The organism is Cohnella baijiui (assembly GCF_020731285.1).
In the GTDB taxonomy this organism is placed as follows: Bacteria; Bacillota; Bacilli; order Paenibacillales; family Paenibacillaceae; genus Cohnella.
On sequence record NZ_JAJFOW010000012.1, the window covers coordinates 1 to 14131 of the forward strand.

Here is a 14131-nt window from a genome sequence, read left to right on the forward strand (position 1 = left end):
GCGGGACGCGGCGGGCGTCCGGGCGCTGCTGCGCCGAGCGGCCGCGTCGGCGGGAAGCCGACGGCCGGCGGCCGGAGCGGCCCAGGCGGTCCGGGCCCGCGAGGCGGGAAATCGTCGCCGATCCGCTCCAAGCGGCGCGGCAAGTAAGTCGGCGGAGGCGGGTGCTCCCGTCTGCTTGGGGTGATTAGTTGCAAAAGTACATCTATTTCCAACCGTTTCACCCGAAAAGACGCAATTAGTTGCAAACCTACATCTATTTTGGCGGAAAGTTGGGAAAAGCGCCGCTTGCCCCGTGATTAGATGTACAAATGCAACTAAGTGGCCGAAATGGTGGAAATCGCGCGGATATAGATGTACAAATGCAACTAAATCGTCGGATGGCGGGACTCGTGCGGATATAGATGTACAAATGCAACTAAATCGTCGGATGTTGGGAATCGCGCGGATATAGATGTACGAATGCAACTAAATCGTCGGATGGCGGGAATCGTGCGGATTTAGATGTACGAATGCTGTTAATCCGACGACGAGCGGGGCCGGCCCACGGTCGAGGCGAGCTCCACGATCCGCCACATGACGGACGAATACCTCAGCTAGAGAGCGGGTGGAAACAGCGATGGCAGGTAACGGCAGCATCCGGGGAGACGTGAAGCCCGGGATGACGGTGGATATCGTGCTCAAGCAGGATCAGCGCACCGGTAAGCGGACGCGGGGCGTCGTGAAGGATTTGCTCACGAACTCGGCGACGCATCCGCACGGCATCAAGGTGCGGCTGCAGGACGGACAGGTCGGACGGGTCAAGGAAATTTTCGCGGATCCGGGCAACTGATCGACCTTGTTAAACTGACTATGCGTAATGATCGAAGCCCCGGCGGAAACGCCGGGGCTTGGCGCGATTCGATAGCGTTTGCAACTCTTGGCGGGCGGCGTTCGTCTAATGGGGAAATGTTCAAAGGGAGGGCGGAGGAATGCGTCCGGCTGCGATGGCGGCGTTCGCGATTTTGGTCGTTGCGGCGATGGGGATCGCCTTTTACGGCTTGTGGATGAACGAGCACGGAAACGAGCAGGTGTACCGCGAAAAACACGGATTCCCGATCCCGGCCGGCGTGACGTCCGTCGTCGTCCTGGACGAGGCGGGACGGGCGCACGTCTCGCTTGACGATGCGACGAGCATCGGGTACCTGATGAAGCAGCTCGCGGAGGCGCCGCGCTCCTACTTTGGCGATCCGGAGCCTTCCGGCACCCTATACCGCGTAGAGATGCGCAGAGGGGACGGGCGGACGCTCGTCTACATGCTGAGCGATCTGCGCACGATGGGGGGAAGCCAGGTGAAACTCTACCCCGAAAACCCCGGGAGAAACGAAGTGTGGGAGCTGTCCGGCGGGGTGATCTCGATGCTGATCGATCGTGCCGAGCCGGCATCGCAGCAGGCCGCGTAAACGATGGCTCAGTCGGGACCGGGCGACCGGTCGGCCGGCGACATCGGCGCCCCTGATCGGCGGCTGATTCTGAGAGGGCTTTACGGGTTAATAGTCGTTCGGGAGGGATTCATTCGTTGAAGAAAAAATGGGTAAGCATCGTTTTGTCCGCCGCGGCGTTGGTCGGCCTGAGTTCGAACGCGTACGCGGCCGCAGGTACGACCGCGGCTGATCCGGTCAAGGACATCGCCAAGATGTATCGCGTCAAGCACGAGCTGAAGTTTGATCTGAACGGCCAAAGCGCGGTGCTGGACGGCAAGGCCGTGCAGGCGGAAAAGCCGATTCTGAAGGACGGGCGCGTCTTCGTGCCGCTGCGCACGCTGCGCCAGACCGGGGCCGCGGCGTCGGTGACGTGGAAGCCGGCACAGCGCGAGGTGCGCATCGTCATGAATCCGCAGGTTATGCCGTCTTGGAGCGACCTGACGTTCAAGATCGGCTCGGACAAAATCTACACGCCGGAAGGCACGGCGCTCGCGGACGAAACGATCCCGAAGCCGTTTATCCTAGACGGGATCACCTACGTGCCGGTGAGCGCGCTGAACTGGCTGGGGATGTCGGTCGCGACGCAGGACGGGATCGTCAGCTGGAACTGGAGCGACAAAATCATCGAGATCCTCGAGCCGAGCTGGGCGACGGACGACGCGCAGGCGACGTTTACGATGCTGTACCAGCAGGACATGTACGAGCCGCAGTTCATGTATCCGTTCGGTGCGGGTTCTTGGGGCGGCGGCACGGGCAAGGTGGCGGCCAAAGGAATCTCCCAGGACGGAAGGCTGTACAATCGGGTCGAGTTCACCGCGAATCTGCGGCCGGGTCCGAACCCGATGCAGATCTACGCGGTTTCGGCGGGCACGGCGAACTTTACGGTGCAGCGGCGTATCGCCAATCCGCAAACCGTGCCGGTGACGCTGACCGAAGAAGGGCAGACGTACCTGTCGCTCTCGCAGCCAGCATCAGGCTATGCGAAGGTGAAAGCGGGAGACGATATTCCGCTCGCCGGCAGCATTCGCAAGCCTAACGCCTCGTTCGACAAGGTCACGATCGTCGCGCAGCGGTATTCGCCCGGCGGCACGGGCCTCGCGCCAACCGTCTACGTGAAGGATAGCCAAAAGGAGCTGACGATCAAGGACGACAAGTTTGCGGGCTCCCTCTCGCTGAGCAAGCCCGGCACGTATTTGATCGCGGTCAACAGCCCGAAATATATCCCTTCGACGGAGATGGGGCTGTTGTCGACGCAGTGGGCGGAATTCGTGGTCGAGGTCGAGTAAAGCAGGTCTAAGCCGTCATAATCCATAGAAAAGCGAAAAGCCGACGCGGAATCGAAGACTGCGTCGGTTTTTTCGCGTGTCGATGACAAAGGCTGTCACCAATGAGCGGTAAGATGGGAGCGAGACGGGAAAGATGAATATCGAAGCCGGCTGCGCCGAGGCGACGGCCGCGAGGAGGAGATCTCATGAGTCAAACCGCTGTACGCAAGTCCTTTCGCTCCGGCGAGCTGAAGCTGTCGTATCTGGACTTCGGAGGAGAGAGCGACCGGATTTTGCTGTTGCTGCACGGGCACATGGGCAATGCGAGGACGTTCTCGGAATTGGCCGTCCGGTTTCCGGATTGGCGGGTCATCGCGCTGGACCAGCGCGGGCACGGCTGGAGCGACCATGCGCCGGGCAAGGACTATTCACGCGAGAGCTATCTGGCCGACTTGCGGAATTTGATCGAGGACCAGCTGGGCGGGAAGCCGGTGACGATCCTCGGGCATTCGCTCGGCGGGGTGAACGCTTACCAGTTCGCGGCGCGGTATCCCGAACGGGTGCGCGCGGCGATCATCGAGGACATCGGGGCGGTCATCCGAACGGACATGAGCTTCGCGGAACGGCTGCCCGAGCGGTCCGCCTCGCTCAAGGAGCTGCGGGACGCGCTGCGGCAGGAAGGGTTGCGGGCGATCGACTACTTTGCGGAGGGCGTGTTCGAGGACGAGCGGGGCTGGGGATTCCAGTCCGACCGGAGCGGGATCGTCGTCTCCAACCGCAACTGCCAAGGGGAGTGGTGGGCGGACTGGCTCGGCTCGAGCTGCCCGATGCTGCTGGCCTACGGGGAGAAAAGCTTCGCCATTGGCCGAGAGCACGCTGAAGAGATGGCGGCGCGGCGGCCGAATACCCGGCTGGCGGCGTTCGACTGCGGCCACGGCATCCATACGGATATGTTGGACGACTTCGCCGCGGCGGTCCGGACGTTCCTGGACGAACTGTAATCCGGCGTAACGCCAGGCACAGACAAGACAAAGGACGGTCCCTGCGGTCTGCAAAGACCCGAGGTCCGTCCTTTGTCGAGTGAGCGTGGGGTGGCGATGTCAGGCGGCGTTAGACGGCGGGGAGAGGCGAGCCCTCACCGGCCGCACGGCCGTTCAGTCGGCCGTCGTGCTCGAAGCGGCGTCCGTCGTGGCGTTCGCCGAATCGCCATCGTCGCCATCGCGTTTCCCGTGCTTGCGGTCGCCGTGCGCCTTCGGCGTCTCGTTCACGAGCTTGGCGGCCAGCTCGTCCAGCTTCGCCTTCCGCTCGTCCAGCTTCGCCTTCCGCTCGTCGGCTTGGGCTTGCGTGAGCTTGCCGTCCGTCACCTGCTGAGCGAGCTCCGCCGTCAGGAGCGCCTTGACCTTGTCGGTGACGGTCTGCAGCGCGACGCCTTTGTCCGCGGCGATGGCCGCCAGCGATTGGCCCGCCTTCAGCTGCGTTTCGCCTCCGAAGCCGCGGTGTTCACCGCGTTTGCCGTCCTTGCCGCTGAACGTGTCGTTCACGATCTGAGTCGCTCTGTCCGCGAGCTTCGATTTCTCCGCGTCGTATTGGGCCTGCGTGAGCTTGCCGTCCGCCAGCGCCTGATCCAGGCGCTTCGTCAGCGCGGAAGCCTCGAGGTCGATGACCTTTTGGACGTCGACGCCTTGGGCTTTGGCGATGTCGGCGAGGGACTGCCCCTCCTTGCGCTTCGTCTTGAGCTCATCGGCGGTCAGGCCGAGCAGCGCGGCGAGCGTCGGATCGTCCCATTCGGCGCGGAACTGTCCGCCGTGTCCCGGACGGGCTTCGCTCTTTTGCGCGGAAGCGGTCGGGGCGGTAGTGGCTGTCGTATCCGTGGCGGCGTAAGCGCTGCCGGCGATAAGCGCCGTGGAGGCGACGACTGCGGCGAGGGTGAGCGAGACGAACGTTTTCTTGCGCGACTGGAGATTCGTGTCTTTCATGGGGATACCTCCTTGCGGATTTGTGAAATGGTGTTGCCATCTTAGATTAGCCAAGCTACCTTAATTGGGCGTGAGGCCCAGATTAGCGCCCCCTGAGCGTTTCCTGAAAATTTGGACGACTCCCGTAATGACAACAAACCCCGTATCGGCCGAGGCCGTACGGGGTTTTGATGATGACGCTAGGGTCATCGGATTAAAAGAAGCGGACCAGCTCATCCTTGATCGCATCGTTCGTGCCGCCGACGACCCGCTGATGCTGCGGCTTGTCGAACAGCGCCTTGATTTGCGGCGGATACGTCTGAGCGATGCTGCGCAGGCGGATCGCCTCGTCGAACTTGGCCGGGTGCGCGGTGGACAGGGCGACCGTCGCTTCGCCGCTGCCGGCCACCTTGTCGATCGCCGCCACGCCGCAGGCGGTGTGCGGATCGAGCAAGTAGTCGTAGCGGGCATGGTAATCGCCGATCGCGTCGAGGCACTCGTCGTTTTGCACGCCGTACGCCGCGAACTCGGACTGTACCGTCGCCAGCTTGTCGGCCGGAATTTCGAGGCGGCCTTCCGCCTTGAACTGCGCCATCAGAGCAGTGACGGCTGTGCTATCCTCGCCGTACAGGTAATACAGGTAGCGCTCGAAGTTGCTCGCGACCTGGATGTCCATGGACGGGCTGTACGTGCCGCGGAACTCGCCCGGCTGGTAAATGCCATCGCTCACGAAGCGCTCCAGAATATTGTTTTCATTGGTCGCCAGGATGAGCCGATGGATGGGCAGTCCCATTTTCCGGGCCAGGTAGCCTGCGAAGATGTCGCCAAAGTTGCCCGTCGGGACGCTGAAGCTGATCTTGCCGGCCTGCCCTTGGTCGGCCAGCCGGAAGTAAGCGTAGAAGTAGTACACCGTCTGCGCCAAAATGCGGGCGATGTTGATGGAGTTGATCGCGCGCAGGTGGTAGCGGTGCTTGAAGTCGACGTCCGCGAACAGCTCCTTGATGATGCGCTGGCAATCGTCGAATGTACCCTCCACCGCGAGATTAAGTACGTTGGCGTCGTCGACGGTCGTCATTTGCAGCTCCTGCACCTTGCTCACCTTGCCATGTGGATGCAGGATGCAGATGCGGATGCCCGCTTTGCCGCGCACGCCCTCGATCGCCGAAGCGCCCGTGTCGCCCGAAGTCGCGCCGAGGATGTGGATGATGGAATTCGTCTTTTGGGAGACGTATTGGTACAGATTGCCCAGAAACTGCAGGGCGACGTCCTTAAACGCGAAGGTCGGACCGTGGAACAGCTCGAGCACGTACAGGTCGTCGCGGATCCGGCGCACCGGGGTGACGTCCTCGTGGCGGAACGTGGCGTAGCTGTCGTCTACGAGCTTCTTCAGGTCGGCGCGCGGAATCTCGTCGTTCACGTAGAGGGAGAAGATCTCCAGCGCGAGCTCCTGGTAGCTCAGCCCCTGCCAAGCCCGGAGCGTATCCGCCGACACCTGCGGGATAGTCTTCGGGACGAGCAGGCCGCCGTCGTCCGCGAGCCCCATCAGGATCGCATCGATGAAGCCGATAGGGGCGACCTGGCCCCGAGTGCTGATGTATTCCATAGTGATCCCCTTACATGCGAGTGAATTTTCAGTTATTGTATCAAAAATGCGTCGCGATTCCCACCGGTTTCGGGCGATTTTTCCGAAGAGTCGGACGAGTTCTCCCCCATTCGACAATCTTTGTGTTACGATCTCGGTAGAGCGCCGCTACGGCTACTTACGACAGAACGTCAATTCCATTTAGACTTGGGGAATATATAGGAAGAGATCATTCAGGGGGAATTCGCCTTTTATGCATATTCAAATCATCAGCGTCGGCAAGCTCAAGGAAAAGTATCTCGTCCAAGGCATCGCCGAATACGTCAAACGGCTGGGTCCCTACGCCCGCATCACGCTCACCGAGGTGCCCGACGAGAAGGCGCCCGAGGTGCTGAGCGCCGCCGAAGAGCGTCAGGTCGTCGGCCGCGAAGGCGAGCGCATCTTGTCGCATGTTAAAGACGACGCCCACGTCGTCGCCCTCGCGATCGGTGGCGAGCTCTGGTCCTCGGAGGAGCTCGCCGCCCATATCGACAAACTCGGCACCTACGGCACGAGCCACGTCGTCTTCGTTATCGGCGGCTCCCTCGGCCTCTCCGATGCCGTGCTGAAGCGCGCTGACAAGAAGCTAAGCTTCGGCCGGCTCACGTATCCGCACCAGCTGATGCGACTCGTGCTGGTAGAGCAGATTTACCGGTCGATGCGGATTAATCGGGGGGAGCCTTACCATAAGTGACGGCAAGTTTTTAAACAAAAAGACAAGGAGACAGGACCCTTGTCTTTGTAAATCATTTAGGAATCGATACTTTTACTCCAGGAATATACACACGTATTGGATTATCGTCACTTATTTCAAAATTTATTTTTCCGGAGATTGCTTTAATGTATTCGGTTAATTCTTTTTTTGCGGAATCGATTCTGTCGATTAATGTATAGACATCGGAAGTATCGATAATTATGGTTCGACCATGTGATACGTCAAAAGGTATTTTATCTCCCTTTCTAATAACTTGTATGGTAGGCAGTTGACTCATATGCCTTACACCAAGTTCGTAAAAGACGTTAGGGTTATTAAAGGAGAGGTCGGCGATACATAAATGAGCTTTTACTAAGTTTTCGAATATTTGCTGAGTTATAAGACCTGACTTTTCTATTTTATCTGCTCTTATTACTTTGAAACCAAAGGTATCAAGAACAGGCTCTATTAGATGTTTTAAAAGTAGATCTGAATGTTTTCTTTCAATGGAGCTATCTTCACCAATAGGACATATTACAAAACAAATCTTTTCGTTTGAAGTAGGTTCACTAATATTTTCACCTACCGGACTTTCTTCAGTAATAGAAGTCTCTTCATTATGTTTATGGTTTGGTAGCTCTTTTGATAATATTTCAAGATTTATGATTTCCCTATCAGAGTTAGAATCTCTTCGAAGAATCCCAGCATATTTGGCATTTTGAAGTATTATTTCTTTTGCTTCTCCTACTCTGTCCCTTGGGATATTCATTCTAGTTTCTAATACGTTCAGAAAGAAAGTATCTTGTGGTACAGGATGTTTATTATATTCAGTATAAAACTTACTGAGTATCGTAGGAGTTAGAATTGCCTTTACTTTAGCTTCTGAGTCCTCGCCATCAAAGGTTGGCGCAATTATCTTTCTTCCAGTTTCCGAAAGCATATACTGATTTTTTTCATTTTTAGTTACTAACCCATAAGCTTCTGAACCCCAAATCGTATACTTAGTTCTTATATTGTTTTTGCTTGTACCTAATAATTTTGCCAGTTCTTCAAATGACGCGGAACCACCAGCGACATTTTCGTACATTTTACTTGCATCAGTTACTGTTTGTTCAAGAGTTACTCTGGGGAGTTCTGATTGAGGTATTTGACGTTGTTATTTTTTACTTTTACCTTGGGAGTCATCAATATGTTCTTGCTCACTTTGTTCCAATTCCATTTCGTCTTGCATTTAGTTTCCCCCTTTCATATACCCTCATTTCCAAAATATAACATGTGCCAGTTTAATAGTAAACTGTACTAAAAACTTGCCGTTACAGACAGCACGGAGAACCGTATCACAAATAGGGCGGAATATATTCTTATGAGTATGGCGGGGGGATGATAGTGAGTGTGTGATATAAAGGAATATATACCCTGATTGACCAAAAGGAATGTGAGGTGCACAACGCATTGGAACTTCTTCAGCTTGATTACTTCCGTACCGTAGCTCGTTTGGAACATATGACCGAAGCTGCGGGTGTATTGCATGTCACGCAATCATCGCTCAGTAAGACGATTCGATTGTTGGAAGAGGACTTAGGTGTCTCGTTATTTGACAGAAGCGGTCGTAAGTTGCGGCTGAATGAGTTCGGTCGTTCTTTTCTGACGCGTGTAGAGAGGGCTTTGTTTGAATTGGAGGAAGGGAAACGTGAAATCGTTGATTTGACCAGTGCTGATTATGGTACATTGGCGCTGGCTGTTAACACAGCCTACATGTTGCCAGATATCCTTCATCGATTTCGGAAAATTCGACCCCATGTCCAGTTTCACGTACAACAGTTGAGGACCCATGAAATGGAAACTCGAGCCAAGAAGGGGGAGATCGATTTTTGTTTGTCTTCCCCACCCGTTCAAGGAAGCGAATTCGTTTGCGATATCGTTTTCCAAGAGCAGATTTATGCGATTCTCCCGACAACCCATCGATTTGCGAACAGAGACCGAGTTCGTTTATCCGAACTTAAAGAAGAACGGTTTGTCAGTTTAAAAAAAGGTTATGGCATTCGTGACTTGATGGATTTTTATTGTGAAAAGGCTGGCTTCGTACCCCAAAACGCGTACGAAGGCGATGAACCGGCAACATTAGGTCTTCTTGTTCAAGCAGGACTAGGCATTTCCTTTGTACCAGAGTCCGCATTACATTTTGGGCCTAAGGAGAATATTGCGATCTTGCGAATAGAGGAGCCCGTGTGCAAACGGGAAATTGGACTATCGAGACATCAGAGTCGCTATTTAACAAGTGTTGCGAAGGAATTTCATCAAGTCATTATTGAGCACTTCCAGGGGATGTCTCGCAACGACGCTCGTTAAAACAATGGACTGTCCCATTCGGAACAGTCCAAAAGTTTGATCATATCGCTTATTCCGGCTGGTTGGCCGTTTTCTTTCCCGTTTGAAAAGGCGTGGTGATTCCTTCATAGGACAAGTGCATCGTCATTCCCAATTCTGCATGCCATAAATTATGACAATGATCCATCCAGATCCCGGGATTATCTGCTTTAAAAGCAACTTCATAAACCTCGCCGGGCGCTACATCTAGCGAATCCGTCCACCAAGGACTTCCTGTAGTCGGTTTCCCGTTCCGACTGAGAACGAGCATCGTATGCCCATGAAGATGCATCGGATGATGATCCCAGCCACGATTAATAAAGGTTGTTTTTACAAGATCGCCTTCTTTAACCGTTAACATGGGCGTATCGGGAAAAACGTGCCTGTTAATGGTGTATAAAGCATATAGTTTACCATCATAAAACCCTAATCGACTATCCAAGACGATTTTGAAGGTGCGGTCAAATTTACTATTGAGGCCGAAAGGAGTCTGTTGTTTTTCTCCATATCGACTCGGATCGAATACCGGATTTTTATCATTTATCGCCGGGATTGCATTGGTTTCCGTCTCGCTAAAGACAATCCCCGGAGTTGCGCCTGCATCACTTTGGCTGCTCAATCTGACTGGTGTTTTTGGCATTGTAAATAAAATATCGTATCGACCGCCGCCAGCGATAAATAGATTTTGATTGTCTACCGGGGCGGGCGACTGAATATCATTCCCGTCGATCGCGATCACTTTAAATGGGGCCCCCGATAATTGGAAAGTTTGCGGGTAGTTCTGGGCATTAATCAATCGCAATCTGACAGGTGTACCCGATGGAATCGTTTGGCGATCGAGTGTATCTTGTAATCCATATGCGGGAGTAAAGGAGTCGTCGTTCGGCAATTGCCAAGCGTGACTTAAAACCGTGATATCTTTTGTTTGGGGTTGTGCCATCTCTTGTGGCTCTACAACAAGGGATCCAAACAAACCTTTTATGACTTGCTTGGCCGATTGTTGATGGGAATGGTACCAATACGTCCCCGCTTGTTTGGCTTGAAATCGATACACATGGGTTCCCTCAGGCGGAACGGAATCTTGTGTAACCCCGGCAACCCCATCTTCTGCATTAGGCACATTGTAACCATGCCAATGAATCGTAACCCCGTCTTCAATATCTTTGTTTTTCAACACCACTTCAACAATTTCCCCTTGTTTCACTCGTAGTTCCGGACCCGGAGCGCTCCCGTTAAAGGTCCAGGCCTCCATGGTCTTGCCCGAACTTAATGTGACTTGTTTTTTCTCGGCAACCAATTCAAAATAACGGTCTGCTTTCTCGGTTTGAGGCCCTGTCAATGCGGTTACGCTTATTTCTTTATCGTTCATAGAATGATTCATGGTCTGCATATTCATCTCATGATGATGCATGCTTCCCATATTCATATGGTCGGGAAGAACGGATGCTTTCATGGACAAGATATACCATCCGCCTATCAGGATTGCCGGAATGACAATGGGAAGAATCCTCCGTACAAATCTCGTAGATGCCGGCAACTTATAATGGGTTTGTGACAGCTCGGCGCTATAACGTTGTTGTCGAAACCATAAAGCGACTAGAATCAAGGCGAATACCATCCAGATGAGCACAGCATTCCATATGTTTAATTCAAACGGATAAACGAAATAGGAAAAATAACAACCTGCGACCGAACTGATCAGAGCGGCTTGGACCGGAAGGATGAATGGGGGCGAGGCCAGCAACTTTCGCTCCGTTTCATCTACTGACGTTTGTAATTCGTCTGATGTTTGACGGACGATCTTCCGCAAGATCGCAAGGGGTACAAGCGTTGAGACTGCCGAAGGAAGGAACAGCGGCATGGTCAGCAACACCTTTTCTTCAATAAATCCCCACCCGTAAGTACCTGTTACGACTAAGATGACGAGCTCTGCAACGACCATCGCCTGAGCCAAACCGCATAAAATGGCAGAGCGTTTCAGGCTTATCTTCAACTCCTTTTTTGTAGAGAGGAAGGGAAGGCGGCTCAAACGATTGGCTACGATCACCCATAACACAATCAAGATTGCGAAAACAATAAAATCAATCAGGTATAGCAGTTTGAACATCATACAAACTCCTTTCTCTGTATAGAAGTCGAAAAAGTGTGCTGATTTCAAAACAATCATATTCAATAAGTCTCATTTATTCCAACGCATTTAAACTCATAAAATCATGGATTAAAATGAATGAAAAAAAGAGCCTCGGCATCGCGTCGCGCATTGCCGGGGCTCATCATCTTGCCGGATTTACCATTTCCTATGCGGGAGTGTCAGCTTCACTGATATTTGGGTTTTATCCGCCAGCGAGCGCCTCTCCGGTTTCGAGCAACGTCTTCAAGCCCGAAAGCACAATCGGAAATCCGTTTTCAATAATTTTTGCGGTATGAGCGGCATGTTCTAATTCATCGTGCACAACGGTTACGAGGGTTACGCCCTTAAGCTCGGCATGTGGACCGATTTCCCACGTGATGCGTATCGGGGTGTCGGTTTCCGTACCCGGAAACGAAACAAATCGCCAACTCATCACGAGTTTACTCGGAGGATCCATGTCGAGAATGATCCCTTCCGCTCTCTTCTCTTCCCCATTCCATAGTTCGAATGGAGATTCGATTTGCCAATCGGACCGGATGGCGCAATTGTGCCAAAATTTCGACGTCATGGCTGGATCCGTAATGGCTTGCCAAACTTTTTCGGGGGTTGCTTTAATCGCTATCCGATTTACATGGCAGGGTGTATTCTCCATATTCGTTTCACGCTCCAGTTCGTTTTGAAGGGATGTTAATCCGATCGCCCAAGGTTCGGTGTATTTGCTTACCCACCGTTCATAAATTTGGCGTATAGGTACCGCATTCAAATAATGAAGCTTTTCACGGCCTGCTTTCCTAGTCGTAATAAGCCCGGCTTCCTCCAATAGGTTTAGATGCTTCATTACACCGAATCGAGACATGTCGAGCGGCGCGCAAAGCTCATTCAGCGTCTGCCCGTTCGAGGCATGAAGCAGATCCAACAGCGTACGGCGGCTGGGATCCGCAAGCGCCTTGAATATGTCTTTTTCCAATTGCAACACTTCCTTCTCTTCTTGACGGTCAAAAAAATGATTTAAACCGCTTGACACGTTACCTTGCGGTAACATATGATAAAAACATCATAAGTGACCTTATAGTCACATGATAGCACAAACGGATTTGTTTGTCTGCCGGCGGCATGCAAATCGCGTTGATAATGAACAGGAGCTGATCTCTGTGGGAACGTCTTCAATATTACAGAATCGCATATCCGCTAGTGCTTTCGATCCCGAAGGCCGGATTGCCCGAGAAGATTTGCTTGCTTTTGTCGAACTGGCCATCAAAGCGCCATCAGGCTTTAACCAACAGCCTTGGCACTTTCTGATCGTCGACGATAAGGAAAAGAAGGAAGCACTGCGTACCGCCGCCTTCGGCCAGCAGAAAATTGCAGATGCCGCTGCCTCTGTAATTATGTTAGCAAACCTGCAAGCATATGAGCGTGCCGAGCAAATAGCGGATGATCTAGTAACGAAACAGTATACTCCAGGAGCGTACAAGGAAAAAGTGATCCATTCCATTCGCTCATATCCTGTAAATATGCCTGACAAATACAAAGAGGAAGCGATCATTGCCGCTTCTTTTGCGGCATACGGCTTTCAACTCGCTGCATTTGAACACGGCTACGGGGTAAATCCCATTGGCGGATTTGATCCGGCTGCCGTTTCCGAGACGTTCGGCATCCCGGATCACTTGAAGCCCATATTAATTATCGCCGTCGGCCCGTCCCCAGTGGAGACGAAGCAGCGCAAGTTCCGCTTCCCAGCGGAAGAGGTATCTTCTTTTAACGCAATCTGACAGACTGGCTGCCCATCTGCAGACCGTTTACGGAATTATGCAAAGAATTGGAGAAAGCAGTGAAACGTACTTACAGAGGAGGAATAACCAATGAGCGACTTTCAAAGCATTGTTGATCGCTTCGAGATCGAGGCGCTGCGCGGCGAGTTCACCGACACGGTGATGATGCGCGACCCCGACCGCCTTGCGTCGCTGTTCACGGAGGACGGCGTGTGGCGGATTCCCCCAGTCGTCGAATTCGTCGGCCGGGAGCAGATTCGCGCCGGGAGCAAACGGCTTCAGGGTCAGTGGGACTATTTCGTGCAAAACACGCACCCGGGCATGATCCAGCTCAAGGGCGATATCGCTGTCGGCCGCGCCTACATCTCAGAGCTCGCGCGCCTGCGCGACGGCAGGAGCGGGCTGAACTACGCCGTGTATCATGACCGCTACCAGCGTACAGAGAACGGCTGGAAGTTTGCCGAGCGCGTCTACGAGATCAGATACCTCGACACCACACCACTTTCGGGCTCGGCGCAGATCGACTCACATGAGTAGGAGTCGATGTTCTCGACGCCCCGCATCGGGGCGGTCGCGAGCAGACGATGATCGACCGCGTTAAGGAAGGGGAGCTCGATGTCTGTCTGCTACTGGAAAACAGGCCGCCTGAACAAGGCCCCTATTCGCCATCCGGCGATCCGGTTGAATTTATTGCTCGGCCTACGGCCCCAAAAGTGGATCTCTCAACCGCTTCGGACGTTTATGGAGATGGTTCGAGTATAATAACGCGACCATAATGCCGACTTGTTCCGCTATCGAGACACATTAATTCAAATTGTTGGAAGAAAGGGCCATCCTCAACAGGATGGCCCTAAAAACTTGCCGTTACA

14 protein-coding genes are annotated in these 14131 nt (G+C 53.5%); 9 read left to right on the forward strand and 5 right to left on the reverse strand.

Translation table 11 applies throughout. The annotated features are described in order from the left end of the window. From LKX83_RS13715 to LKX83_RS13735, 5 genes are all read left to right on the forward strand, one after another. On the forward strand, positions 1 to 184 hold a 184-nt coding region (locus tag LKX83_RS13715), incomplete at its 5' end, for a hypothetical protein (RefSeq protein WP_227882841.1). 432 nt (positions 185 to 616) lie between these two features. Next, positions 617 to 829 carry a YwbE family protein gene (locus LKX83_RS13720; protein WP_227882842.1) on the forward strand — a complete coding sequence of 71 codons (213 nt, stop codon included), beginning with the start codon at positions 617 to 619 and terminating at the stop codon, positions 827 to 829. Between the two features lie 139 nt (positions 830 to 968). Further along, positions 969 to 1439, forward strand: a complete 471-nt coding sequence (locus tag LKX83_RS13725; RefSeq protein WP_227882843.1) for a hypothetical protein — start codon at positions 969 to 971, stop codon at positions 1437 to 1439. A gap of 116 nt (positions 1440 to 1555) precedes the next feature. After that, positions 1556 to 2746 carry a stalk domain-containing protein gene (locus LKX83_RS13730; protein ID WP_227882844.1) on the forward strand — a complete coding sequence of 397 codons (1191 nt, stop codon included), beginning with the start codon at positions 1556 to 1558 and terminating at the stop codon, positions 2744 to 2746. A 185-nt stretch (positions 2747 to 2931) separates the two neighbouring features. After that, positions 2932 to 3726, forward strand: coding sequence for an alpha/beta fold hydrolase (locus LKX83_RS13735; protein WP_227882845.1), 795 nt, complete (start codon positions 2932 to 2934; stop codon positions 3724 to 3726). Positions 3727 to 3879: 153 nt separating this feature from the next. On the opposite strand, the gene LKX83_RS13740 is transcribed toward LKX83_RS13735, so the two are convergent. Both LKX83_RS13740 and thrC read right to left on the reverse strand, forming a co-directional pair. Continuing rightward, a complete protein-coding gene (locus tag LKX83_RS13740; RefSeq protein ID WP_227882846.1) occupies positions 3880 to 4701 on the reverse strand; it encodes a hypothetical protein in 822 nt (273 codons plus the stop codon). A 193-nt stretch (positions 4702 to 4894) separates the two neighbouring features. Further along, positions 4895 to 6283 carry a threonine synthase gene (thrC, locus tag LKX83_RS13745; RefSeq protein ID WP_227882847.1) on the reverse strand — a complete coding sequence of 463 codons (1389 nt, stop codon included), beginning with the start codon at positions 6281 to 6283 and terminating at the stop codon, positions 4895 to 4897. A 232-nt stretch (positions 6284 to 6515) separates the two neighbouring features. On the opposite strand from thrC, the gene rlmH reads away from it, so the two are divergent. Then, positions 6516 to 6995 (forward strand): 23S rRNA (pseudouridine(1915)-N(3))-methyltransferase RlmH, encoded by a 480-nt coding sequence (gene rlmH, locus LKX83_RS13750; RefSeq protein WP_227882848.1) that lies wholly within the window; start codon positions 6516 to 6518, stop codon positions 6993 to 6995. Between the two features lie 52 nt (positions 6996 to 7047). On the opposite strand, the gene LKX83_RS13755 is transcribed toward rlmH, so the two are convergent. Next, positions 7048 to 8082, reverse strand: a complete 1035-nt coding sequence (locus LKX83_RS13755; RefSeq protein ID WP_227882849.1) for a hypothetical protein — start codon at positions 8080 to 8082, stop codon at positions 7048 to 7050. Between the two features lie 365 nt (positions 8083 to 8447). Here LKX83_RS13755 and LKX83_RS13760 point away from each other — a divergent pair, with 365 nt between their 5' ends. After that, positions 8448 to 9344: a LysR substrate-binding domain-containing protein gene (locus LKX83_RS13760; RefSeq protein WP_227882850.1), complete on the forward strand. Its 897-nt coding sequence runs from the start codon at positions 8448 to 8450 to the stop codon at positions 9342 to 9344. Between the two features lie 49 nt (positions 9345 to 9393). Here LKX83_RS13760 and LKX83_RS13765 read toward each other — a convergent pair whose 3' ends face one another. Next, positions 9394 to 11469 carry a multicopper oxidase family protein gene (locus tag LKX83_RS13765; RefSeq protein ID WP_227882851.1) on the reverse strand — a complete coding sequence of 692 codons (2076 nt, stop codon included), beginning with the start codon at positions 11467 to 11469 and terminating at the stop codon, positions 9394 to 9396. A 226-nt stretch (positions 11470 to 11695) separates the two neighbouring features. Then, positions 11696 to 12460, reverse strand: a complete 765-nt coding sequence (locus LKX83_RS13770; RefSeq protein WP_227882973.1) for an ArsR/SmtB family transcription factor — start codon at positions 12458 to 12460, stop codon at positions 11696 to 11698. Between the two features lie 109 nt (positions 12461 to 12569). Between LKX83_RS13770 and LKX83_RS13775 the strand changes: the two genes are divergently transcribed. Beyond that, entirely contained in the window at positions 12570 to 13262 is a 693-nt protein-coding gene (locus tag LKX83_RS13775; protein ID WP_227882852.1) for a nitroreductase family protein, read from the forward strand. A 90-nt stretch (positions 13263 to 13352) separates the two neighbouring features. Further along, positions 13353 to 13799, forward strand: coding sequence for a YybH family protein (locus LKX83_RS13780; RefSeq protein ID WP_227882853.1), 447 nt, complete (start codon positions 13353 to 13355; stop codon positions 13797 to 13799). Positions 13800 to 14131 lie beyond the last annotated feature (332 nt).